We start from the raw sequence: 23,878 nt of genomic DNA, 5'->3' as shown, positions 1-23,878 counted from the left end.
TTTTCCCCTCTAGAGGCTGAAGGTGTTGGCAGGCTTCGCGGAGTGCTTGAGCTTGAAGTTGTCCGGTTCGCCGTAGGAGGCGGCACCGATGCTCAGCTTGGTGAAGTCGAGGTCTTCGCCGCGGCTGCAGACCTTGATGGCGCTGACGGCCTTGTTCACGTCGGGGCAGAGGCAGAAGATGTTCAGTTTGTAGTCGCTGAACTCCGAGCGATCCACGGTTCCCAGGCCGCGCCAGGCCAAGTGGCTGATGAGGGCGTCTTTCGCCTTTTCCTCAAGGTAGCGGTCACGGTCGGTGCCCTCCTTGGTTTTGAGGGCGAACTGCGCCACTACCCAGAACTGCTCCTCGTCGGGGATTTCGGCGAAGCCGTCCTCCGCGCACTGCACGGCAAAGGCATCCATGAGGCCCTCCACCGCGGCGGCATCGGCCACATCGGTCTCTTCGGTTTTGCTCTGGTGCCCCACCACGCCGTAGTTCATCACAAACTGGCTGTAGTCCTCGTCGAACCAGCCTTCACGGAAGTGCAGTGTTCCTTCGTCGTCCCGTTTGTAGACCCTGATGATTCCGCTCATGACCGTCCCTTCGTGAACCATTCGACGTCTGTTCCGTCGAATGGTGCGTGTTGTGCCTTGACGGCCTGATATAGCTCATCCGCGGCGGCCTGGATGTCATCCACCAGCCGGTCCGGGTAATTCATGGCGATGCGGTGCTCGGCGAACTCGTCCTGGTCATCGATGAAGACGCCCCGGCCGGCCATGCGGATCACGTCCAGGTCCATGTCGATCACGTGGAACTCGGTGACCGCGGGCCGGATGTCCGTCCACTCGTGGGCGACGGCGAGGTCAACGTAGACCCTGACCCCGGCCGGATGGGCGTCGTCGTAGAACGTGGCCACCCAGTCTCCGGATCGCGGTACCAGCAGCACGGCGTCGGATGCGGTGTAGAAGGCAGCCCCGGGGCGCGAACAGAATTCGTTGGTTCCCTGGAAAATCCACCAGCCGTGCCGGTCCTCGCCGAGGTACCGGCCTGGGACCACCCAATGGGCTTTTCCGTTCCATTTCCGGTTCCGGGCCACCACCAGCTGGCCTGGCTGCAGTTCCGCGGGGACGCGGGTGGTGCTGGTATGCCGCGCCGGGTGTGAATCCCCGACGGCGGCCGGATACTTCAGTGCGTCTTCTTCCCTCACAGGATGGGCAGGCTGCCGGTGGTGGGGTGCTCCTGGCCTGGCAGGGGGCGCGCGAAGGGGACCTTTGTGCCCAAAACCTGGGCGACGACGTCGTGCGTGATCTGCTGGGCCGTCAGCCCGACGCGCTCCAGCACCTGGCTCCGCGTGCCGTGGTCCAGGAACTCTGCAGGGAGACCCACCTCGTTCAGCGCGGTGTCAACGCCGGCTGCCCGCATTTCCTGGCGGATGCGCGATCCGACGCCGCCTGCCCGGACACCGTCCTCGATGCAGATGACCAGCCGGTGGTGGGAGGCAAGCGCAATGATGGAACGCCGTACGGGCAGCACCCAGCGCGGGTCCACCACGGTGGTGCTGATGCCTTGGGCGCCCAGTTGGTTGGAGACGTCGAGCGCCAGTTCGGACATGGCTCCGACGCTGACGATCAGGACATCGTTTTCGGTGGACCCGGCCGGCCGGCGGGCCAGCACGTCAACACCGTCGCCCAGCCGTTCGATGGCTTCCACTTCGGCGCCCACGGTGCCCTTGGAGAAGCGCACCACGGTGGGGGCATCGTTGATGGCCACGGCCTCCCGGAGTTCTTCGCGCAGCCGGGAGGCGTCACGGGGCGCGGCGAGGTGGAGTCCGGGCACGATCTGGACCATGGCCATGTCCCACATGCCGTGGTGGCTGGCCCCGTCCGGGCCGGTGACGCCGGCTCGGTCCAGCACGATGGTGACGCCGGCTTTGTGCAATGCCACGTCCATCAGGAGCTGGTCAAAGGCGCGGTTCAGGAAAGTGGCATACACGGCCACCACGGGGTGGAGCCCGCCGAACGCCATGCCGGCGGCGGACGTCAGCGCATGCTGCTCGGCGATGCCGACGTCGATCACCCGGTCCGGGTGCTTGGCCGCAAACTTGTGCAGGCCCACGGGAATGAGCATGGCCCCGGTAATGCCCACGATGTCGGGGCGTTCATCGGCGATCTTCGCGATCTCGTCAGCGAAAACAGACGTCCAGGACTGTGCCCCGGAAACTCCGGTCGGTTCACCCGTCTCCGGATCGATAATGCCCACGGCGTGGAACTGGTCCGCTTCATGGGCCCGGGCCGGGGCGTAACCGTGGCCCTTTTCGGTCATGGCGTGGACAATCACCGGTCCGGCGTAGTTCCTGGCCGTGGACAGGGCGTGCTCCATGGCCTGCAGGTTGTGGCCGTCGACGGGGCCGATGTACTTCATGCCGAGGTCTTCGAACATGCCCTGCGGGGCCCACCAGTCCTTGATGCCCTTCTTCATGGCATGCAGGCTCTTGTAGGTGAACTGGCCCACGGGGCCGCTGTTCTGGAGCTTCTTCTTCCACCAGTCCAGCGTGCCCTCATAGGCAGGGGCTGCACGGAACGAGTCGATGGTGGGACGCAGTGAGGCCAGGTAGTCCGCGAAACCCCCCACTGTGGGGGCGTAGGAGCGGCCGTTGTCGTTGACAACGATCACCACGCGGCGGCGCTTGTCCGCTGCAATGTTGTTGATGGCTTCCCAGGCCATGCCGCCGGTCAGCGCGCCATCTCCGACGACGGCGACGGTGTAGCGCTCCGACTCGCCGGTGAGCTGCCTGGCGCGGGATATGCCGTCCGCCCAGGAGAGGGAAGAGGAAGCATGGGAGCTTTCCACAATGTCGTGCTCGGACTCGGCGCGGGACGGGTAGCCGGACATGCCGCCCTGCTGGCGCAGGGTACTGAAGTCCTGCCGGCCGGTGAGGAGCTTGTGCACGTAGGACTGGTGGCCCGTGTCGAACACGATGCTGTCCCGGGGCGAGTCGAAGATGCGGTGCACGGCCAGGGTCAGTTCCACAACACCGAGGTTGGGGCCGAGGTGTCCACCTGTCTGGGAGACGTTGGTGATCAGGAAACTCCTGACCTCAGCGGCCAGCTGTTCGAGCTGCTCTTGTGTCAGCTGGTTCAGGTCCTGCGGATTCCGGATGGTGTCCAAGATTCCCAATGACCCCTCCTTCGGGTGGTAGACGTGCCTGTTAACTCTAACGCTTCGCAGAAAATGCAAAGCCGAAGCCCCGGCTGGTTGGTGACCGGCCGGGGCTTCGAAAGAGTGCTGCGTGGGTTCAGATTCCGGCTAGTTAGCGGAGATCTGGCGCAGGACGTACTGCAGGATGCCGCCGTTGCGGTAGTAGTCGGCTTCGCCCGGAGTATCGATGCGGAGTACTGCATCGAAGGACTTGGCGGAGCCGTCTTCTGCTGTGGCAGTGACCTTGAGGGTCTTCGGCGTGGTGCCTTCGTTCAGGGCAGTGACGCCCTCAACCGCGAAGGTTTCCGTGCCGGTCAGGCCCAGGGTCGCCGCGGATTCTCCCGCCGGGAACTGCAGGGGCAGGACGCCCATGCCGATCAGGTTGGAGCGGTGGATACGCTCGTAGCTCTCGGCGACGACGGCCTTGACGCCCAGGAGGGCGGTGCCCTTCGCTGCCCAGTCACGCGAGGATCCGGAACCGTATTCCTTGCCCGCCAGGACCACCAGCGGGGTGCCGGCTGCCTGGTAGTTCTGGGCGGCGTCGTAGACATATGCCTGCGGGCCGTCAGCCTGGGTGAAGTCGCGGGTGAAGCCACCTTCGACGCCGTCCAGGATCTGGTTCTTGATGCGGATGTTCGCGAACGTGCCGCGGATCATGACTTCGTGGTTGCCACGGCGTGAGCCGTAGGAGTTGAAGTCCTTGCGCTCCACACCGTTGGCCAGCAGGTACTGGCCGGCGGGAGTGTCCGACTTGAAGGAACCGGCCGGGGAGATGTGGTCGGTGGTGACCGAATCGCCCAGCTTCAGCAGCACGCGTGCGCCGGAGATGTCCTGGACGGGTTCCGGCTGCGCCTTGATGCCATCGAAGTACGGGGGCTTCCGGACGTAAGTGGAGTTCGGATCCCAGGCGAAGGTGTCGCCAGCCGGGGTGTCGAGCGCCTTCCAGCGCGCGTCGCCCTCAAAGACGCCCTCGTAGCCGCGGGCGAACATGTCCTTGTCGATCGAGGAATCGATGACCTGCTGGACCTCAACCGGGTTGGGCCAGATGTCCTTCAGGAAGACGTCGTTGCCGGCTTCGTCCTTGCCCAGGGAATCGGTGTCGAAGTCGAAGTCCATGGAACCGGCCAGGGCGTAAGCGATGACCAGCGGCGGGGAGGCCAGGTAGTTCATCTTCACGTCCGGGTTGATCCGGCCTTCGAAGTTGCGGTTACCGGAAAGCACCGCGGTGACGGAAAGGTCGTTGGCCTGGATGGCCTCGGAGATTTCGGCGTCCAGCGGGCCGGAGTTGCCGATGCAGGTGGCGCAGCCGTAGCCGACGATGTAGAAGCCAAGCTTCTCCAGGTACGGGGTCAGACCCGACTTGTTGTAGTAGTCGGTGACAACCTTGGACCCGGGGGCCACGGAGGTCTTGACCCACGGCTTCGAGGTCAGGCCCTTGTCGACGGCGTTGCGGGCCAGCAGGGCTGCGGCCAGCATCACCGAGGGGTTGGACGTGTTGGTGCAGGACGTGATCGAGGCGATGGATACCGCTCCGTGGTCCAGTTCGAACTCGCGGCCGTCTTCAGTCTTGATATGCACCGGGTTGGACGGACGCCCGTGGGCGCCGTTCGCTGCGGACACAATACGGCTGGTCTCGGTGGTGTGCGAGTCGGCGTGCGTGAACGACGGGGCGTCCGATGCCGGGAAGGATTCGTCCAGGGACTCGTCCACACTGCCGTCTTCGATGGCGACGTAGTTGTGGATGTCCTTGCGGAACTGTTCCTTGGCATCCGTCAGCTCAATGCGGTCCTGGGGACGCTTGGGGCCAGAGATGGAGGGAACAACCGTGGACAGGTCCAGCTCGAGGTACTCGGAGAACTTGATCTCGCGGGAAGCATCGTGCCAGAGGCCCTGTTCCTTGGCGTAGGACTCCACGAGTGCCACATTTTCGTCCGAGCGGCCGGTGAGGCGCAGGTAGTCCAATGTGACGTCGTCGATGGGGAACATTGCGGCGGTGGAGCCGAATTCCGGGCTCATGTTGCCGATGGTGGCGCGGTTGGCCAGCGGCACAGCCGCGACGCCTTCGCCGTAGAATTCGACGAACTTGCCCACAACACCGTGCTTGCGCAGCTGCTCGGTGATGGTCAGCACCACGTCGGTGGCGGTGGCGCCGGCAGGGATGGACCCGGTCAGCTTGAAGCCCACAACACGCGGGATGAGCATCGAAACGGGCTGTCCCAGCATGGCCGCTTCGGCTTCGATGCCGCCAACGCCCCAGCCCAGGACTCCCAGGCCGTTGACCATGGTGGTGTGCGAGTCGGTGCCAACGCAGGTGTCCGGGTAGGCCCGGAGGACGCCGTCGATTTCACGGGTCATGACCGTGCGCGCCAGGTACTCGATGTTGACCTGGTGCACAATGCCGGTTCCCGGAGGAACAACCTTGAAGTCATCGAATGCGGTCTGGCCCCAACGCAGGAACTGGTATCGCTCGCCGTTGCGCTGGTATTCGATCTCCATGTTGCGCTCCAGTGCGCCGGAGTTACCGAAAGCGTCGATCTGCACGGAGTGGTCAATGACCATTTCCGCCGGAGCCAGCGGGTTAACCCGCTTGGGGTCACCGCCGAGTTCCTTGACCGCTTCACGCATTGTCGCCAAGTCCACCACGCAGGGCACGCCGGTGAAGTCCTGCATGATCACGCGGGCAGGCGTGAACTGGATTTCTGTATCGGGCTGGGCATTAGGATCCCAGCCAGCCAAGGCACGCACGTGATCGGCCGTGATGTTCGCGCCGTCCTCGGTCCTCAACAGGTTTTCAAGCAATACCTTGAGGCTGAACGGAAGGTTTTCTGCACCTTCAACGGAGTTCAACCGGAAAATTTCGTATTCGGTTCCGGCTACATTAAGTTTGCCTTTTGAACCGAAGCTGTCCACAGTGCTCATCGCAGGACTCCTCTCGCAACAGTTTCATCTTTGTCGCGCGGTAGACCGCTTTCTAGTTAGGCAGGCCTAATTAGTGCTGGCCACAAAAATTGCAGGAGGTCAGCCGTGAATACTCAACCGAGAGTACGGTGCGCGACGGGGGATTACTACCGCAATCCTAGTAGCATCACGGACCCGGCGTCAGCAAGGCCACCGTCTCCAAGTGGTGGGTGTGCGGATAGAGATCGAAGGCCCGCAGGCCCGCCAGGGACCAGCCTGCCTGCTGGAAGTACCCAACATCCCGGGCAAACGATGCCGGATCACAGGATACGTAGGCGATGGCGCGGGGGCCGGCCGCGATCAGCTGGCTGACCACGGGCTTCCCGGCGCCGGCGCGGGGCGGATCCAGCACGATGGCGTCGAAATTCCGCGGCTTTTGGCGGAGGACACGTTCCACCCGGCCGAGCTCGATCTCCACCTGCGGCGCACCGTGAAGGTTCTTGCGGGCGTCCCGGCTGGTTCCCGGCGCACCTTCGACCGAGAGAACTGACCCGGTCTCCCCCACCGCGTCAGCCAGCGGAGCGGTGAAGAGCCCTGCGCCGGCGTAGAGGTCCGCCACGACGGAACCCGGCTCCAGGAATCCGCCGGTGTGGAGAAATTCTGTGATGGCCCCCACAAGTGTCCCGGGCGCGTCGCGGTGGATCTGCCAGAAACCTGCGCCGCTGACCCGGTAGTCGTGGCCGGCCGCGGTCTCCTGGACCCAGGTCCGGCCCCGCAGCTGCGTAACCTCCCCGGTCAGGGGGTCGAAAGTGGCCACCGAAACGTTGTCCGGAAGCTGGGCCGCGATGGCGCTGAGCCGCTTGGGCTTGGTGCCCGGCGCCGGTGCCAGCAGCACCAGTGGGCGTGAACCGTTCGACGGCGCCGCTACCTCCACGCGCTCGATGCCTGTCAGGTCGAGGTCCCACAAGCGCAGCCTGTTGATGCCCTCCGTTGCGAGCGGCATCTCCCTGACAGCAATAATGTGGTCTGATCGGTGCGCATGCATGCCAAGCTTGCCGCCCGGGGTCACCGAGAAGCTGGCGCGCGTCCGCCACCCCAGTCCAGTGCCGGCGTCGTAAGTTGACTCCGTCCCCTGGCCGGAATCCGCCCCGCTCCCGTCCACGGCCTCAACGAGGTTTACTGTGTCCTGGCCGTGGCCATGTCCACCGGGCAGGCGTTCAACGGCGGCGAGCCGCTGAAGCTGTTCGGCCAGTACCGCCGACTTGAGCGCGCGCTGGCGGGTCAGTGAGATGTGGCCGAATTCGGCGCCGCCCACCGGCGGATGCCCGTGGGCCCAGGCGCGGAGGGAGTCCGCCGGACGCCAGAAGTGCTCCACCCGGTCCGGGGAGGCCTCGAGCACCTCAACAACGTCGGCGCGCCAGAACTTGGCCGACTCCCCCGCGTCAGTGAGGCGGACGCGTACTTTTTCGCCGGGGATGCCGTGCCGGACGAAGATCACCCTGCCCTCGTGGCGGGCCACGCAATGGCCGCCGTGGGCCACCGGACCGACGTCGAGCACCAGTTCGGTGGGGGCTGGCGTGGCAGCTGCGGAGTGGGTCTGGGTCTGGGGGTTCATCGGATATCCTGCATGTTTTTGGCTTCTTCGGACGATTTCAGCTGCCACGGGACACTGGCCACCATCACGCCAGGTTCAAAGTGCAGCCGGGTTTTGATGCGCAATGCTGTCTGGTTGTGAACCAGCTGTTCCCACCATTTGCCGACCACGTATTCGGGGATATAGACCACGATCAGGTCGCGGGGGGAATCACGGCGCATGTTCTTTACGTATTCCATGATGGGTGTAATGGTTTCGCGGTAGGGGCTGGCAAGCACGGTCAGCGGCACGGGGATTTCCAGCTTTTCCCAGTCGGCCACCGTGTGCGCTGTTTCCTCTGCGTCGATGTCCACCGTGATGGCGTCCAGCCGCGACGGCCGCGAGGCCCGCGCGTAGGCCAAGGCCCGCAACACAGGCTTGCGCACGTGGGACACCAACAATACCGCGTGCACCCTGGTGGGCAGGGCCCGCGGCGACGAATCCTCGTCCACGGCCAGCTCCTTGGCCACATTGTCATAGTGCGCCCGGATACTCCACATGATCAGGAACAGCACCAGCATGGCCAGCAGGGCAATCCACGCGCCTTGCTGGAACTTGGTGATCAGGACGATCACCAGCACGAGGGCCGTCATGCCGAACCCGATGGTGTTGATGGTGCGGGACTTGACCATCCGGCGTCGGGTGGCTTTGTCCTTGGCCAGCTTGAGGTGCCTCCCCCAGTGCCGGATCATGCCCAGCTGGCTGAGGGTGAAGGAGATAAAGACGCCCACGATGTAGAGCTGGATCAGTTTGGTGACATCGGCGTTGAACGCGAGGATCAGCACCAGCGCACCGGCGGCCAAGGCCAGGACACCGTTGCTGAACGCCAGGCGGTCCCCCCTGGTCCGCAGCTGGCGCGGCAGGTAGCCGTCCTGGGCGAGGATGGAACCGAGTACGGGAAAGCCGTTGAAAGCGGTGTTCGAGGCAAAAACCAGGATCACACCCGTGGCGGCCACCACGATGAAGAAGGCGATGGACCCCGGCCCGAAAACAGTCTGCGCGATCTGGCTGATGGCCGGGCTCTGGATGTAGCCCTCGGGCAGCGGAAGCCCGTCCATCAAAAATTCCGTGGCCGGGTCCAGCACGATGTGGACCTTGGTGGCGTTGGCGAGGTACATAATGCCCGCCAGCATGGTGGCTCCTATGACGCCGAGCAGCAGCAGCGTTGTGGCTGCGTTTTTGCTCTTGGGCACCTTGAAGTTGGGCACACCGTTGCTGATGGCTTCAACTCCCGTCAGGGCGGCAGCGCCGGAGGAGAACGCCCGCAACAGGAGGAAGGCGCCGGCCAGGCCCACCAGCCCTTCATCGAAACCGGGTGCCGGCACAATCTCGAAGGCCGCCGACGGCGCTTCGCCCAGCTGGCCGGTGGCGGCCTGGAAGATGCCCACCAGTGTCATCCCGAGGATCGCGGCCATAAAAATGTAGGTGGGGACGGCGAAAACACTGCCGGCCTCCTTGATGCCTCGGAGGTTAACAAGGGCCAGGATCACGACGCCGATGGTGGCGAACAGGGCCTGTTGCCCATGCAGGGCAGGCACAGCCGTGGTGAGGTAGGTGGCCGCGGAGGACATGGAGACGGCCACCGTCAGGACGTAGTCCACCAGGAGCGCCGAGGCCACAGTCAGCCCGGAAAACTTGCCCAGGTTTTCGTTGGCGATCTCGTAGTCTCCGCCGCCGGAAGGGTATGCGTGGACGTTCTGCCGGTAAGAGGCCACCACCGTGAGGAGGACCACCATGACGGCCAGGCCCACCCACGGCGAAAAGGCCACTGCACTCACGCCGGCCAGGGCCAGGGTGAGCAGGATTTCATCGGGCGCGTAGGCCACGGAGGACAGTGCGTCGGAGGCGAAGACCGGAAGTGCTATCCGTTTGGGAAGCAGCGTATGGGCGAGCCTGTCATTCCTGAAGGGCCTGCCCACCAGGACCCGTTTCACGGCATTCAATATTGTCAGCACTCCACAAAGCTAGTCTGATTCCCCGCCCATGTCATGACGGCGTCCGGGCGGCTGGAGCACGTGCGCTGCCGGTAGAGTTCTAGGAGCAGCAACAGGCTACGGAAGTTAGGGAGACACGGTGGCGCATTTCGTGATCATGGGATGTGGCCGGGTGGGGGCCACCCTGGCGCATACGCTGGAGGACGCCGGTCATTCCGTCGCCATCATCGACCAGGACGACCGCGCGTTCCGCCGGCTTCGGCAGGGCTTCACCGGACGCAAAGTCACCGGGGTGGGCTTCGACCGGGACACGCTCCAGCAGGCCGGCGTGGCCGAGGCTTACGCCTTCGCCGCCGTTTCCAGCGGTGATAACTCCAACATCCTGGCCACCCGTGTGGCGCGCGAGACGTTCCATGTCCCCCACGTTGTGGCCCGGATCTACGACCCCGGCCGCGCAGAAATCTATCAGCGGCTCGGCATCCCCACCGTTGCAGCCGTCCGGTGGAGCGCGGACCAGGTCTTGCGCCGCATCCTGCCCGAACAGCACCTCGCCGGCGATTTCCGTGAACCTTCCGGCCGGCTGGTCCTCGCCGAAGTGGACCTGGATGCAGGCTGGATCGGCCACCGGATCAGCGCGGTCGAAAAGGCTGCCGATATCCGGGTGGCGTACCTCACGCGGTTCGGCGAAGGCATGCTTCCGGAAACCGGGACTTCCTACCAGGACGGCGACACCGTCCATGCCATGCTGCCGGTGGACCGCAGTTCCCAGGTCGCCCAGATCCTGGCCAAAGCACCTGCCAAGGAGTTGTAGTGAAAGTTGTTATCGTCGGCGCCGGCAGCGTCGGGTCATCGATCGCCCGGGAACTGCTGGCCCACAAGCACGAAATCCTGCTGATCGACCTCAAGCCTGAGGTCATCGGCCGCAGCGGGCTGCGCGGCGCGCATTGGCTGGTGGGCGACGCCTGCGAACTCAGCACCCTGCAGGGAGCGAAAGTGGAGGATGCCGACGTCGTTGTTTCAGCCACGGGAGATGACAAGGTGAACCTGGTGGTCTCGCTCCTGGCCAAGACCGAATTCGGGGTTGGCCGTACAGTGGGCCGGGTCAACAACCCCAAGAACGACTGGATGTTCAATGACTCCTGGGGCGTGGACGTCGCTGTCAACACCCCCCAGCTGATGACGGCGCTTGTGGAGGAAGCGGTGGAGATCGGCGACCTTGTCCGGCTCCTGACTCTGCAGACCGGCGTCGCTTCACTGGTGGAGTTCACGGTCCCGCACGATTCCCACGTCATCGGCGTGACGGTCGGCGGCATCCACTGGCCCGAGGACGCCACGCTGGTGGCAATCCTCCGGGACCACGCGCCCATCACTCCCAGCCGTGACGATGTCATTGATGGCGGCGACGAACTGTTCTTCGTCACCACCATCGCGGCTGAGGACGAGTTGCGTGCGCTACTCTCACCCGAATCAGCAGAGGAGTCGGAGGAGGAACGCGCCGGGGAGTCCGAAGGCGTGCAGCCTGCCGAAACTCAGGCGTCGGAGGACGGCGGCTTCGAGGGCTGATCCGACGGCGGGGCCGTTGCGTCCGCCGGTTCGGGCCGGGTGACAAGCCAAGCGATCCAGACGCCCAGAATGTACAGCGGCGCCCCCATGATCAGGCGGGTGGTGGCCAAGGCGGCCAGTCCGTCCTCGCCCATGAGGTACAGGGGAACCTGGACGATCAGCCGAAGTACCAGGACCGCCACGATGACCCACGTGCCCAGGCGGTACGCTTTAAGCCGCGCGGGGTCCTTGCGCCAGTCCAACCCTTCGTTGCGGATGATCCCGAACAGCAGGCCGGCCACCGGCCACTTGATCGCGATGGAAATGACCATGGCGAGAATGTAGGCAGTGTTGGTGAAGAAGCCCGGGAGGTAGAAATCCTCGGCCTTGCCCGTGGTGTTGGCGAGCCAGGCCGAGATGCCCACCCCCACCACTCCGGCGAGGGCCTGGGTCAGCGGGCGCCGCTGGACGAGGCGCACCACCGTAAAGACGGCGGCGGAGGCCAGCGCGGCCACCAGCGACGGTGTCAGGTCCCGGGTAATGGTGAACGCGATCAGGAAAACCAGGCCGGGGACAATGCTCTCGGCGATGCCCTGCAGTCCGCCGGCGCTTTTGAGGACATCGATCCGGCCGTCATGGGTGCGGTGCAGGCCGGCTTTGGCCGCGTAGCCCTCAGCGAAACCCTTCACGGTGGACGGCTCGGGCTGGTTGGCAGGCTCAGGCTGCTGGGGCGAGGTCATTCGTGCTCCTGGCGGGAAAGTATTTCATAGCGTGGATTGAACATGGTGGGCAGGCCGTGGCTTTGGGACAGCATGCCCTCAAGGCGGACTTCGGTCCCGGCTTCGATGCCCGGCACCCTTCGCCGCCCCAGCCAAACAACACGCAGGCGGCCGCCTTTTCCCTGGGCCGGCTTGGCGCCGGACTGGCGAAAGTCGGGGTCCGAGACGATGGCGGTGAAAGCCGCATTCTGGTCCGCGGGCATGTAGGTGACCGATTCGATGTGCCCGTGGCACACCACCCTCCCCCGTTCCGGCAGTCTGCTGACCGGCATCCCCCCGACCGGGGAGGACTCCGCAGGACCTAGGCGGGAATCAGCCAATCTGGGTGGTTTCCGGACCACGTTCGGGGCCCTTGAATTCGAGGGCATTGAATTCCGGGGCACCAGGCGGCGGGGTGACGCTGGCGTCCTTGGGCAGGCGCAGCTGCAGCAGGTCCCGGGGCGGCATGGGGCTGTCACCCCGGATAACCACAATCTGGCGGAACAGTGACTCAAGCGGTGCCGCAGCCTCGCGCTCCATCGCTGCCGGGCCGCCCAGGACGCCACGCAGGAACCATCGCGGACCGTCGATGCCGATGAAGCGCGCCACCCGGTAGCCCTGGCTGCCGTCCTGCGCACCGGCAGGCAGTTTGGCGATCAGTTCGGTTCCGAAGCCACCCTGGACTTCTTCAACCTGTCCGCCCTGGCTTCCCACGGACTGACCGATCTGTTCGCGGATCTCGTCCCACAGTCCCTCGGTCTTGGGCGCAGCGAACGCCTGCAGCTGAAGGCTCGAGCCGTTCAGGTCCATGGTCACGGCGACCACGCGCTGGGTGGCTTCCTCAACTTCGAGCCGGAGCTGGAGCCCCTCGCTCGGGGTGATCAGCAGCGCACCGAGGTCAACGTAGCCGTCGCGGCTGGAGACCTCGGAAACATCAAAGGGGCCTGCGGCCCGGCGCCCGGCGTCCGCCGAGGCCACGTCAGCGGAATCCGTTGATTCCGCCGCAGCCTTGGATTCGTCCGGGCTGGCCGATTGGTCCTTCTTGGATTTCCTGCCGAGCCCAAAAACCATGGGGTTTGTCTCCTTAGTTGTGAAAGTGACTCGCCGGCCCGGAGGTCCCGTCGGAAGTCGTAGCTGCCACGGGCAACCACCGCTGGTTGCCGTCGTCGGCGGGTGTCAGGCGTTTGGCGAGGCAAAGCCGCCGGTGGAACCGAATCCGCCGGCTCCCCGCACCGATTCGCTCAATTCATTGACGGGAACAAACTGCGCATATTCCACCCGCTGGATCACCATCTGTGCAATTCTATCGCCGCGCCGGAGCTCGATGGCGTTCCTGGAATCGGTATTGAGGAGGGTCACGGAAATTTCCCCGCGATAGCCGGCATCCACGGTGCCCGGCGCATTGACGATGGTCAGCCCGTGCTTCGTGGCCAGTCCGGAGCGCGGGTGGATCAGGGCAACAAAGCCGTCCGGCAGTGCGATGGAAACGCCCGTCGCCACCAACTTCCGCTCCCCCGGTTCCAGGACCACATCTTCGCGGGCCCGCAGGTCAGCCCCCGCATCGCCAGGGTGGGCGTAGGACGGCGCCTCCAGCCCGACGTCGAGCATTTTCAGCTGCACCTGAAGCGTCGGGGACCCGTAGGCTGCGGCTGTATCCGGCGCAGAGCCGGACAGCTGATTGTCAGGAACGGTTTCAACAGTGGCAAGTTCGTCAGTCACAGTCACTCACTCTAACGCCCAGCCGCAGTTCCGTCCTAGATTCAATGGGACGGAAGGCCGAGGCAGGGTGAGCCCAAGATGAAATAGCCAGCCAAAGGTGGAAAGCTGGTGGCATGCCCGAATCCAGCTCCACCGCGCCCATCCCTGACGCCCCCTCTGCCGGCACCCCGGCTGTTTTCCGGGAGAGGCTGTGGCCGAACGTGTGGATCTGGGTTATCGCGGCGGGCATCTCCGGTGCCGGGATCCTCGTTTTCGCCCCGATCAGCATGGCTGCCGGCTACACGGCCGCCGGCGTCCTGTTCACGATCATGGCTGTCCTGCTGGTGCTGTCCACCCCAACCATTTTGGTCACCGCTGACGCCTTGACGGTTGGACGCGCCACCATCGAGCGCCGCTTCGTCGGCGAAGTGGCGCCGTTCCGCGGCAAGGACGCCACGGCCCAGCGGGGGACCCGGCTCAACGGCCTCGCCTATCTGTGCATCCGCGGCTGGATCGACCCGGTGGTGCGGATCGAAATTACCGACCCGTCAGACCGGACCCCCTATTGGCTGACGTCGTCCAAGCGGCCCGAGGAACTCACAGCCGCGCTTTCGCGGAAATAGGCACCCCTGCGGAAAGAGGCGCCCAGGATCAGCCCTCGCACTCCTTGCAGTAGTAGCGGCCGTCGGGTTCTCAGATTGCCGGCTTTCAGATTCTCCAGCGACTCCTCGGTGCGGTCTTGTGCCCGCGCGGGGCACAACTTTCGCCGGGCAGGTACCAATATCCAGACTTCTGCGCGGGTCCGGACGGCCAGTACTCCTGAAACGCGTGCCGCTGGCCGCAACGATGTCCGAAAGTGCCGGAATATCGCGGCGCGCCCTCGCTCCTAACCCAAATAGGTGCCGGCGAGTGGCAGAGTTTCGATTGATAGTAATGCCAGGGTGGAGGATTTGTATGCAGGATCTACGGCTTGTAGGCGTACACGACGACGGGGAGCATCTCCTGTTGAGCGGTGCCGGCGGCGAGATGTTCCAGCTGCCAGTCGATGAAGCACTGCGGGCGGCCAGCCGGTCTTCGGCGAAGACCGCTTCCGCGGCCGCGCCCATTGCCATGTCCCCGCGGGACATCCAGGCACGGATCCGCAGCGGCGCCACCGCAGCGGACGTCGCTGAGCTTTCCGGGCTGCCCCTCGCAAAAGTAGAGCGGTATGAAGGCCCTGTCCTTGCCGAGCGGGAGTATGTCGCGCAGCAGGCGCGGAAGGTCGAAGTCGCTTCGCCCTCTCCCGGCCATGACACCTACCGCTCCGTTTTTGGCGACAACCCGGCGTCCCTCCAGGACATGGTCAACCACCGGCTCTCCGCCCACGGGGTTGAGCCTTCCACCGTGGAATGGGATTCCTGGCGCCGCCAGGACGGCAACTGGACCGTGGTGGCCCGTTTTGAAACCAAAAGGGACGGCACCGCCGGCATCGGCGAGGACCCTCCTGCGCAATGGACGTTCAGTCCGGTCCGCAAGTCGCTGCAGAACGCCAACCGCTGGGCTCAGCAACTCAGTGAGCTGGAGCCGCTTGACGGTCCCGTCCCGGCCCGCCGCCTCACGGCGGTCTCGGACCGGCCATTCGACTTCGAAACCGATGCGGAAGCTGCGGCCGCCCGCAATTCGACCGGTCCGCAAGCCGTACCGCCGGCCAGGGAATCCGACGGCCTCCTCGATATGCTCCGTTCACGCCGAGGCCAGCGCCTCGGAGTCGACGAAGACGCGGACGACGCCCTGGCACTGCTGCTGACCCACGGCGTGCCGGCCGCCCATCCACGCCCTTCGGAAGTGGAACCGGAATCCAGGGACCAGAAATACCGCGAGCCGGAAATCCGCGAGGCAGCTCCCGCCGAGTCCAGCGCCCCGGACGACGCCGCGCCTGCCGCCACTCCAGATCCCCTCACCCGCAAGCGCGACGCCCGGCCGTCAATGTTGTCCCGGCTGAGCCTCATTCCGCCGCACCGGGACTCTGACGATGATGACGTCCTGAAACTGCACGACGGCGTCAGTACCGACACGAGGGAAATCACCATTGTGGCGTCCCCGCTCCGTCCCGCAGGACAGGGTGCCCCCGGCGAGTCCGGTTCGGGGCGTCCCGCGCCGAACGTTGGCCTTGACGAACTGCTGGGCGGCGGAAGCCCGCGCCGGGCAGCCTACACGGCCGGCCCCGATGACGCAGGATCCGGCCAGCACCACGACCATGACGCGGACCAGCCTGAACGGCAGCCCGCGAAACCGAAGCGCTCCACTGTTCCCAGCTGGGACGAGATCGTCTTCGGGACCAAGCGGGACTGACGCCTCAGCGTCGCCGTGGCCTGCCTTCGGCCGCAAAGCACAGCAGCGGCACTTCGCGTTCAGCTTTGGTCAGCGAGCCGTGCTGGCCCACCACTTCCATGGCGGCGGGGCGCCCGCGGCGGGTGTCGTAGAGCGCCAGGGCATCTCGCGCGGCAATCATGATGTCGCCAATCCGGGGACCGACGGCGGGGCGCAGCGTTCCGAACAGTCCGGCGGCGATGGCATCCTCCCGGGTAAAGGCCCAGATCCTGTCGCCGAAACGGGCACGCCACGCGCCCAACAAGCGCTCCCGGCCTGCGGTGTCCGCCGGATCCTCGAGGTAGAGGTGGACCATCCGTGGCTCCCCCGCTGTATGCCGCACACCGTCAACGAGCGACGCGTCCGCGGAGAAGTCGATCCGCTGCTGTTCGGGGACGTCGAGCATCCCATGGTCCGCCGTGAGCAGCACTGTGGTCCCGGCCGGAAGCGAGGCGTGGAGCCGTTTGATGGTTGCGTCGAGTTCTTCGAGCTGGTGTTCCCACTGTTCAGACTGGCAGCCGTGACGGTGGCCTGCCTTATCCAGTTCGTTGACGTAGAAGTACATCAGAGACTTTCCGGCGGTATCCATGGCTTCAGCGGCGGCTGCCGTGCGGGCGTGGGCGGTCACCCCCGGGATGAAATTTCCGCCGCGTAGGGCCGCCTGGGTCATGGGCGAGTCGCCGAACTGCGGCAGGCTGACGGTGGTCACATTGACTGATTCGGCGGCCCGTTCGAGGACGGTAGGGAACGGCTGCCACTCGGCGGGGTCCACCTTGGCATCCCAGTTGCCGAGCATGTTGACCACCTTGTCCTGGTCCGGGTCCAGGACGTCGTAGCCCACCATTCCGTGCTGGCCGGGCGGGAGGCCGGTGCCGAAGCTGGCCAGGGCAGCGGCCGTGGTTGAGGGGAACGTGGAGTCCAGCCATACCGGAACTTCGCCCTGACCGGACTGCATAACGGAGCGCAGGAACGGGGTGTGGGCGGACTTCTGTTTCAGCAGGTTCCGTCCCAGGCCGTCGGCCAGGACCACGCAGACGCGTGACGCCGGCGGAAGGCCCAGGGTGTTAGTGAAACCTTCTACACCGAGGCTTGCGGCCGCGCTGGTGAGGACGTCCGCGATGGACCGCCGGCCAAAGGCGGGCGCGGGCGGCATGCCCAGCTGCGCGGCGGCCCCTTGGGAAACCGCTGCGGAAGCGGCCGAGGAGACTGTTGCTTTCCCTTGGTCAGGCATTTCAGCGCTGCTGGTGCCCGCGGCTAAGCCTGTTTCCGAACACACCTGTCCGGGGCCGGGGCGGGAGCGTCTGGCCGGCGTGCGCCACCGGAGCGGTGGAGCCGGTGTTCACGGCCCGCAGGGCGCGGGCGAAGAGTTTGGCGTCCTGGACGGCCTGCGGACCGTCGGCTTCAGCGCTGATCCGGAGGACGATGTCCTCCTGGGCAATGGTGCCGCTGTACCCGTGGTCTGCCTCGCACTGCGGGTCTCCGCAGCTCGCGGGCCCCATGTCCAGCCGCTGGCCGCCGGACCAGGCAATGGCGAGGGTTACTTCCCGGACCGGATCCGAGGGCTTGTAGTCCTGCGGCTGGGAGTACATGTAGCTCAGGACCACGGAGCGGATCTGAGCGACGGGCACGGATTCGGTGGAAATCTGGGCCACAATCTGTTCGCCGGCGTCATCCAGCTGCTGGTCATCGACGTGGGTGATCACCAGCATGTCCGCGGTCAGGACCAGCACGGTGATGTGGCGGCGGACCTCGGCCCGGTCAAAGTGGGTTTCCAGGTGCACCAGGTGGGCCATGCATTCGCGGCCGTCCAGGGCATCGTCAACGACGTCGGCCACCAGGCGCGGGTAGAAACCGGCCTTCTGGAGCGCACCGTCCAGGCTCTGGCCCTGGGGCGTGTGGCTGTGTGAGCTGTGGGGGCGGGTTGCCTGGTTGTCACTGCCGGAGGGGGAAGGCGTCGACGGGGAAGGCTGTGAGCTCATTCCCCCATTTTCACAGATCGGCCGGGGACATGCTAACCGCGCTCAGCCGAGCATGGCCCTGCGGGCACTGTCCGTGCGCTGGGCCGCGTTGCCGATCCGGATATCTGCGGCCAGGATGGACACACCCTGGACTCCGCAGAGAACAGGGTTGAATTCCACCAGCGCTATCTCCGGATGGTTGTCCTTCATCCAGGCCAGCCGCGCGGCGACGTCCTCCAAGGCGTCAATATCCACGGCGGGAAGGCCTTGGTAGCCGAAAAGTTTGCGGGCAGCACGGGGTCCACGGATGAAGTCCTTCACGTCGGCGGCGGACAGTGGAGGCACCCTGTGCGCCCAGTCATCCAGCAGATTGACGGCATCCCCGGCCAGGCCGAAGGAGACCACCGGCCCCAGCAGCGGATCCTCAATGGCCCGGAACGTGCACGCCTGCCCCACGGGAGCCATGGACTGCAACTCCAGTGCCCGGGAACCGTAAGGTGCCAGCGAGCGCCGCATCTGCACGATGTTGCGGCGCAGGGAATCCGGGTCCTCGATGTCGAGGCGGACTCCGCCCAGGTCGAGGCGGTGGCGAAGTGCCGGGTCCGTGGTTTTCAGCGCGACCGGCCAGCCCAGCCTGGCGGCGGCGGCAACGGCCTCATCTTCTGAGTCGAACCCGGCGGACGGCAGCACCGCAATGCCGTAGTGCGCCAGCAGCTCTGCCGCGTACGCCGGTTCCAGGGTCTTGAGTTGCTCCCCGTGGACATCGCCTAAAAGCTGATCCAGCAGGATCCGTGCGCCTTCCGGATCGCAGCCTTCGGGCTGGACAAAGTGGCCTGGGTCCCGTCCCACCCATTCCGCGTAGCGCACCACGGCGGCGAGCGCAGCCACAGCCGCGCCGGCGTTCGAGAAGCAGGGCACTGTCTGCGTCTGGGCCCCCACCATGCCCTCCACGTAGATGGAGGGGTCAAGGATGCCGGTGAAGGCAGCGACTACCGGTTTTCCGGCGGCGGCGGAGCATTCGGCCAGAACCTCGGCGATGTGGTCCACCGTCAGGCCGCGCACCGGCAGCAGGGCGGCCACCACGGAGTGGACGGCGTCGGACGCGAGGGCGTGCTCGAGGCTGCGGCGGAGGGCCGGCAGCGCCAGGGACATACCGGCGTCGAGATCCACGTCGGTGACGATGCCATCCACGGTCAGGCCGTGTGCCTCGGCGCTGTCCGCCACCACTTTGCCCAGCGCCTGGGAGTTGCTGAAGATGGCCAGTCCGGGCCCCGCCGGGAGCGGCTGGCCGGACACTATCTGGGTGATGTCCATCAGCTGTTCGATGGTCTCGACCCGGATGACGCCGGCCTGGCGCATCATGGCGTCCAGTGCACCGGCGGGCGCCTGGGTGGTCCGGACGGCGTGGCCAGGCGGCAGACGCAGGCCCATGGTTTCCGATTTGGCCACCACCACGGGCTTGGTGCGGGCAAGCCGCCGGGCGATCCGGGAGAATTTGCGGGGGTTCCCGATCGACTCCAGGTAGAGGCCCACCGCAGTGGTGTCGGCGTCGTCCTCCCAGAACTGCATCATGTCGTTACCTGAGACGTCAGCGCGGTTGCCGGCCGACAGAAACGTGGAAACGCCCAGCCGGCGGCGGTGGGACGCCGCGTAGAGGGAAACACCGATCGCCGCGGACTGGCTGAACAGGCCCAGGCCACCGCGGCGCGGCAGTGAGGGCGCCATGGAGGCGTTCAGCCTCACGTCGGGATGGGTGTTCACGATCCCCAGGGATGCGGGGCCGATCACCCTCATGCCGTTGGCCCTGGCCTTGCGGACGAGGTTGCGCTGGCGGGCGAGGCCGCGTTCGCCGTCGTCCGCGAAACCTGCGGAGGCGATCACCAGCCCCTTGACCCCCGCCGCGGCGCACTGGTCAACCACTGTGGCCACTTCCTCATATGGAACGGCGATCACGGCGAGGCCCACCGGCTCCGGAACCTCGGAAATCCTGCCGAATGACAACATGCCGGCGAGCTCCAGCGCCTCCGGGTTGATGGCGTAGACCTGTCCGGAGAAGCTGCCTTCGATGATGTGTTCCAGGAGCTGGTACCCCACGGTCCCCCATTTGCGGCTCGCCCCGATAACGGCAATGGACGACGGCGCCAGCAGGTCCCGGACGCTTCTCGCCTCGGCGCGGTGCTCGCGTGATTCCATCACCGCCCGGGACTTTTCGGTGGGGTCGATGTTGAACTCCAGGCTGACCACGCCGTCGTCGAAGTGGCGTTTGACGTCGTAGCCGGCGTCGGCGAACACCATCAGCATTTTGCGGTTTTCGGGCAGCACTTCGGCGCTGAAGCGGCGGATCCCGTTTTCGTGGGCCGCCGTGGCGAGGTGTTCGAGCAGGATTGAGCCGATGCCCCTGCCCTGGTGGGCGTCGGCGATGTTGAACGCCACTTCGGCCTCGAGGGGGTCATCCAGCCTGTCGTAGCGGCCGATCCCCAGGATTTCGCCGCCGAACGTAATCACCAGGGCAACCCGGTCCTTGTAGTCCACTTCGGTGAAGCGCTTGAGCTCCTTGCTGGACAGCCGGGCCTTGAACGCGAAGAAGCGCATGTAGATTGAGTTCTGCGACTGCCCGACGTGGAAAGCCTGGACCGCGTCCGCATCGCTGGGGTGGATGGGCCTCAAATGGGCGGTGCCACCGTCGCGGAGCACGACATCGGCTTCCCAATGTTCCGGATATTCGCCGTCCCCGGGCTGATCCACCATAGGCTTAGCCTAACCACAAACTGACCGCGCAGGCCGTGTGCCCGGAGATCATCCCTCCACACCTGCACCCAGACCACAGCAACACCAGTCACGCAGAAGGATCCACCAGCCCCATGGCCCGCCGCCAAAGCCCAGCCCCTGCCGGGGACGCTCCCCAGGATTTCGTCGAGAACATCGTGGACATTGATGTCACGTCCGAGATGGAAGGCTCCTTCCTGGAGTATGCGTACTCGGTGATCTACTCCAGGGCCCTGCCGGATGCCCGGGACGGGCTCAAGCCGGTCCAGCGCCGGATCCTGTACATGATGAGCGAGATGGGCCTGCGTCCGGACCGCGGCCACGTCAAGAGCGCGCGCGTAGTGGGCGAGGTCATGGGCAAGCTCCACCCCCACGGCGATACCGCCATCTACGACGCCATGGTCCGAATGGCCCAGGACTTCTCGCTGCGTCTGCCATTGATTGACGGCCACGGCAACTTCGGCTCCCTCGACGACGGTCCCGCGGCACCCCGGTACACGGAGGCAAGGCTCGCGGCGGCGGCCCTGACGCTCACCGACCACCTCGACGAAGACGTGGTGGACTTTGTCCCCAACTACGACAACCAGCTGACTCAGCCGGACGTCCTGCCGGCCGCGTTCCCCAATCTGCTGGTCAACGGCGCCACGGGCATCGCCGTCGGGATGGCCACCAACATGGCCCCGCATAACCTGGTGGAGGTCATCTCCGCGGCGCGGCACCTGATTGCCCACCCGGACGCCACCCTCGATGACCTGATGCGCTTTGTGCCGGGGCCGGACCTGCCCACGGGCGGCCGGATCGTGGGCCTGGACGGCATCCGGGACGCCTACGCCACCGGGCGCGGTTCCTTCAAGACCCGGGCGAAGGTGGAGATCGAGCAGCTCTCGGCCCGTCGCACCGGCCTGGTGGTCACCGAACTGCCGTACATGGTGGGCCCCGAAAAGGTAATCGAGAAGATCAAGGACGCGGTCAACAGCAAGAAACTGACCGGGATCAGTGACATCGTCGACCTGACGGACCGCCAGCATGGCCTGCGCCTGGTCATCGAACTCAAGAACGGGTTCAACCCGAACGCCGTGCTCCAGCAGCTCTACCGCTACTCGCCGATGGAGGATTCCTTCGGCATCAACAACGTGACCCTGGTGGACGGCCAGCCGCAGACCCTCGGCCTGGTGAAGCTGCTCTCCGTCTACGTGGAGCACCGGATCGATGTGGTGCGCCGGCGGACCTCGTTCCGGCTGGGCAAGAAGAAGGACCGCCTGCACCTGGTGGAGGGCCTGCTGATCGCCATCGTGGACATCGATGAGGTCATCCAGATCATCCGTTCCTCGGATGAAGTGGCGGCGGCCAGGGTCCGGCTGATGTCCATCTACGATCTTTCCGAGATCCAGGCCAACTACATCCTGGAACTGCGGCTGCGGCAGCTGACCAAGTACTCCCGGATCGAGCTTGAAAAGGAGCAGGAGGAGCTGCGCCGCGAAATTGCGGAGCTGGAAGCCATCCTCGGCTCCGAGGAGCGATTGCGCGGACTCGTGTCCTCCGAACTCGGCGAAATCGCCGAGAAATACGGCACGCCGCGGCGGACCGTCCTGCTCGAATCCGAGGCTGTGTCCCCCACCGTGGCTGCAGCCCTCGCTGCTGCCCCCAACAGCAAAGGCAAGGCAGCGCCGCTGGCCCTGGAGATCTCGGATGATCCCTGTTGGGCCATCCTGACGGCGTCGGGACAGATCGCGCGCACGTCCAACCAGGAACCCCTCGCCGAATCCGGGCCGCGGGCCAAGCACGACGTTTTCCGTTCCGTGGTCAAGACCTCGGCCCGTGGGGAAATAGCCGCGGTCACTTCACAGGGCCGGATGCTGCGGCTTCAGGTCATGGACATGCCGGTACTGCCGCCCATGTCCGGACTGCCCAACCTCGCCGGCGGTGTCCCGGCCAAGGACTTCATCACGCTGCTGAAGAACGAAGCGCTGGTGGCGTTCGCCCCGCTGGATGAAGTCCTGGCCATCGGCACCGCCCAGGGCGTGGTCAAGCGGGTTCAGCCCGATTACCCCCTGAACCGCGAGGACTGGGAAGTCATTGCGCTCAAGGACAAGGACGAGGTGGTGGGTGTGGCGCCGGCCGGATCTGAGGAGACCGACTTGGTGTTTCTGACCCGTGAGGCTCAGTTGCTCCGTTTCAGCGCCGCCACCGTGCGGGCCCAAGGCAGGACAGCCGGCGGCATGGTGGGCATCAAACTCGGTGCCGGGGACCAGGTGCTGTTCTTCGGGGCAGTCACCGCCGCCGACGACGCCGCCGTGGTGGTCACCATTGCCGGCACCAACGGCGCCCTGCCGGGCACCGCGCCGGGTGCGGCGAAGGTGACGTCCTTCGCCGAATACCCTGCCAAGGGCCGTGCAACAGCAGGTGTCCGCGCCCACAGGTTCCTCAAGGGCGAAGACACGCTGCTGCTGGCTTGGGCGGGGCACGGACCCGCGAAGGCCTCATCGCTGGCCGGCATTGCCAGGTCGCTGCCGCAGGAGCACGGCCGGCGGGACGGTTCGGGAATTCCCCTGTCCCAGGCCGTGGACGCGGTGGGTCCGGCCATGGCCTGGAGCGATCCGTCCTAGACTGCTGCCATGCCTATCATTCCTGATGAAAAGGACTGGACCTGGGTCCTGTCCCGGCCCTGCCCCGAGTGTTCCTTCGACGCTTCCACCGCCACACCGGCCACGGTGCCGGGCACTGTGGAGAACATGCTGCCGCGCTGGCGGGCCGTCCTCCGCAGGCCCGAGGTGGCCGAACGCCCGGATGACAGGACGTGGTCGGCCCTGGAATACGCCTGCCACGTCCGTGACGTCTTTACGCTGTTCGACCAGCGGCTGAACCTCATGCTCGACGTCGACGACGCCCAGTTTGAGAACTGGGACCAGGACCGGACCGCCGTCGAAAAGGACTACGCCAACACCGATCCCGCCGTGGTCAGTGCAGAACTGACGGCGGAGGGTGAACAGATCGCCGAGTCCTTCGCCGGCGTCCGGGAGGCAGAGTGGGGGCGGCGGGGCCTGCGCAGCAACGGTTCCGAATTTACCGTCCTGACGCTGGCCCAGTACTTCCTGCACGACGTCGTCCATCACCTCCACGATGTGGACGGCTAAGTACTAGGCGGCCGCGCCCGGCACGCCTGGGCC

General features: G+C 65.7%; 19 protein-coding genes. 6 read left to right on the top strand and 13 right to left on the bottom strand.

The genetic code is table 11. The features are described from left to right. Positions 1 to 9: 9 nt before the first annotated feature. From ACZY1F_RS16710 to ACZY1F_RS16685, 6 genes are all read right to left on the bottom strand, one after another. Positions 10 to 570 carry a hypothetical protein gene (locus tag ACZY1F_RS16710; protein ID WP_463943170.1) on the bottom strand — a complete coding sequence of 187 codons (561 nt, stop codon included), beginning with the start codon at positions 568 to 570 and terminating at the stop codon, positions 10 to 12. Continuing rightward, positions 567 to 1,184: a DUF402 domain-containing protein gene (locus ACZY1F_RS16705; RefSeq protein ID WP_463943169.1), complete on the bottom strand. Its 618-nt coding sequence runs from the start codon at positions 1,182 to 1,184 to the stop codon at positions 567 to 569. The genes ACZY1F_RS16710 and ACZY1F_RS16705 overlap by 4 nt, the downstream gene beginning before the upstream one ends. Further along, the gene (gene dxs / locus ACZY1F_RS16700) at positions 1,181 to 3,154 is read right to left on the bottom strand and encodes a 1-deoxy-D-xylulose-5-phosphate synthase (protein WP_463943168.1); all 1,974 of its coding nucleotides are present in this window, start codon (positions 3,152 to 3,154) and stop codon (positions 1,181 to 1,183) included. The genes ACZY1F_RS16705 and dxs overlap by 4 nt, the downstream gene beginning before the upstream one ends. A 129-nt stretch (positions 3,155 to 3,283) precedes the next feature. Continuing rightward, a complete protein-coding gene (acnA, locus tag ACZY1F_RS16695; RefSeq protein WP_463943166.1) occupies positions 3,284 to 6,094 on the bottom strand; it encodes an aconitate hydratase AcnA in 2,811 nt (936 codons plus the stop codon). Positions 6,095 to 6,260: 166 nt separating this feature from the next. After that, a complete protein-coding gene (locus tag ACZY1F_RS16690; protein ID WP_463943164.1) occupies positions 6,261 to 7,688 on the bottom strand; it encodes a class I SAM-dependent RNA methyltransferase in 1,428 nt (475 codons plus the stop codon). Then, entirely contained in the window at positions 7,685 to 9,661 is a 1,977-nt protein-coding gene (locus tag ACZY1F_RS16685; protein ID WP_463943162.1) for an APC family permease, read from the bottom strand. The genes ACZY1F_RS16690 and ACZY1F_RS16685 overlap by 4 nt, the downstream gene beginning before the upstream one ends. 118 nt (positions 9,662 to 9,779) lie before the next feature. Here ACZY1F_RS16685 and ACZY1F_RS16680 point away from each other — a divergent pair, with 118 nt between their 5' ends. Together ACZY1F_RS16680 and ACZY1F_RS16675 are read left to right on the top strand one after the other, a co-directional pair. After that, the gene (locus ACZY1F_RS16680; RefSeq protein WP_252569179.1) at positions 9,780 to 10,451 is read left to right on the top strand and encodes a potassium channel family protein; all 672 of its coding nucleotides are present in this window, start codon (positions 9,780 to 9,782) and stop codon (positions 10,449 to 10,451) included. Beyond that, positions 10,451 to 11,203, top strand: a complete 753-nt coding sequence (locus tag ACZY1F_RS16675; RefSeq protein ID WP_463943160.1) for a potassium channel family protein — start codon at positions 10,451 to 10,453, stop codon at positions 11,201 to 11,203. The genes ACZY1F_RS16680 and ACZY1F_RS16675 overlap by 1 nt, the downstream gene beginning before the upstream one ends. Here the strand turns inward: ACZY1F_RS16675 and ACZY1F_RS16670 are convergent. From ACZY1F_RS16670 to dut, 4 genes are all read right to left on the bottom strand, one after another. Beyond that, positions 11,170 to 11,922, bottom strand: coding sequence for a DUF3159 domain-containing protein (locus tag ACZY1F_RS16670; protein WP_463943158.1), 753 nt, complete (start codon positions 11,920 to 11,922; stop codon positions 11,170 to 11,172). The two genes, ACZY1F_RS16675 and ACZY1F_RS16670, sit on opposite strands and share 34 nt — an antisense overlap. After that, positions 11,919 to 12,233, bottom strand: coding sequence for a single stranded DNA-binding domain-containing protein (locus tag ACZY1F_RS16665; protein ID WP_463943156.1), 315 nt, complete (start codon positions 12,231 to 12,233; stop codon positions 11,919 to 11,921). Before ACZY1F_RS16665 ends, ACZY1F_RS16670 begins: the two co-directional genes overlap by 4 nt. Positions 12,234 to 12,273: 40 nt before the next feature. Next, positions 12,274 to 13,011 (bottom strand): DUF3710 domain-containing protein, encoded by a 738-nt coding sequence (locus ACZY1F_RS16660; protein WP_463943155.1) that lies wholly within the window; start codon positions 13,009 to 13,011, stop codon positions 12,274 to 12,276. Positions 13,012 to 13,116: 105 nt separating this feature from the next. Then, complete coding sequence (gene dut, locus ACZY1F_RS16655) at positions 13,117 to 13,659, bottom strand: dUTP diphosphatase (RefSeq protein ID WP_463943154.1); 543 nt, start codon at positions 13,657 to 13,659, stop codon at positions 13,117 to 13,119. 113 nt (positions 13,660 to 13,772) lie between these two features. Here dut and ACZY1F_RS16650 point away from each other — a divergent pair, with 113 nt between their 5' ends. After that, complete coding sequence (locus ACZY1F_RS16650) at positions 13,773 to 14,261, top strand: DUF3093 domain-containing protein (RefSeq protein WP_463943152.1); 489 nt, start codon at positions 13,773 to 13,775, stop codon at positions 14,259 to 14,261. Between the two features lie 331 nt (positions 14,262 to 14,592). Then, entirely contained in the window at positions 14,593 to 15,969 is a 1,377-nt protein-coding gene (sepH, locus tag ACZY1F_RS16645; protein WP_463943151.1) for a septation protein SepH, read from the top strand. Between the two features lie 4 nt (positions 15,970 to 15,973). On the opposite strand, the gene ACZY1F_RS16640 is transcribed toward sepH, so the two are convergent. From ACZY1F_RS16640 to ACZY1F_RS16630, 3 genes are read right to left on the bottom strand one after another with little or no spacing between them, the layout of a single operon-like run. After that, a complete protein-coding gene (locus tag ACZY1F_RS16640; RefSeq protein ID WP_463943150.1) occupies positions 15,974 to 17,218 on the bottom strand; it encodes an alkaline phosphatase family protein in 1,245 nt (414 codons plus the stop codon). Between the two features lies 1 nt (position 17,219). Continuing rightward, on the bottom strand, positions 17,220 to 17,966 hold the full coding sequence (locus ACZY1F_RS16635; RefSeq protein ID WP_463943148.1) for a DUF5998 family protein: 747 nt from the start codon (positions 17,964 to 17,966) through the stop codon (positions 17,220 to 17,222). A 42-nt stretch (positions 17,967 to 18,008) separates the two neighbouring features. Beyond that, positions 18,009 to 20,693 (bottom strand): bifunctional acetate--CoA ligase family protein/GNAT family N-acetyltransferase, encoded by a 2,685-nt coding sequence (locus tag ACZY1F_RS16630; RefSeq protein WP_463943146.1) that lies wholly within the window; start codon positions 20,691 to 20,693, stop codon positions 18,009 to 18,011. Positions 20,694 to 20,806: 113 nt separating this feature from the next. Between ACZY1F_RS16630 and ACZY1F_RS16625 the strand changes: the two genes are divergently transcribed. Continuing rightward, positions 20,807 to 23,317 carry a DNA gyrase/topoisomerase IV subunit A gene (locus ACZY1F_RS16625; protein WP_463943144.1) on the top strand — a complete coding sequence of 837 codons (2,511 nt, stop codon included), beginning with the start codon at positions 20,807 to 20,809 and terminating at the stop codon, positions 23,315 to 23,317. 9 nt (positions 23,318 to 23,326) lie between these two features. After that, entirely contained in the window at positions 23,327 to 23,845 is a 519-nt protein-coding gene (locus tag ACZY1F_RS16620; RefSeq protein WP_463943142.1) for a DinB family protein, read from the top strand. The last annotated feature ends 33 nt before the right edge of the window (positions 23,846 to 23,878 follow it).

This window comes from Pseudarthrobacter xylosi, from assembly GCF_055412765.1.
This window is presented reverse-complemented; position numbering and strand designations above follow the sequence as displayed.